Annotated in this window: 1 rRNA gene; it reads right to left on the bottom strand. The window is 54.6% G+C overall.

What is annotated here, in order from left to right:
- Positions 1 to 291: ribosomal RNA gene (locus PGH32_RS24650) — 16S ribosomal RNA — on the bottom strand; the annotation flags it as partial.

Genomic DNA, 291 nt, shown 5'->3' with positions numbered 1-291 from the left:
ACCGGCAGTCTCCTTTGAGTTCCCGACCGAATCGCTGGCAACAAAGGATAAGGGTTGCGCTCGTTGCGGGACTTAACCCAACATTTCACAACACGAGCTGACGACAGCCATGCAGCACCTGTCTCACAGTTCCCGAAGGCACTAAGGCATCTCTGCCGAATTCTGTGGATGTCAAGGCCAGGTAAGGTTCTTCGCGTTGCATCGAATTAAACCACATGCTCCACCGCTTGTGCGGGCCCCCGTCAATTCATTTGAGTTTTAACCTTGCGGCCGTACTCCCCAGGCGGTCGA

The organism is Erwinia sp. SLM-02 (assembly GCF_037450285.1).
Classification (GTDB): domain Bacteria; phylum Pseudomonadota; class Gammaproteobacteria; order Enterobacterales; family Enterobacteriaceae; genus Erwinia.
This window is presented reverse-complemented; position numbering and strand designations above follow the sequence as displayed.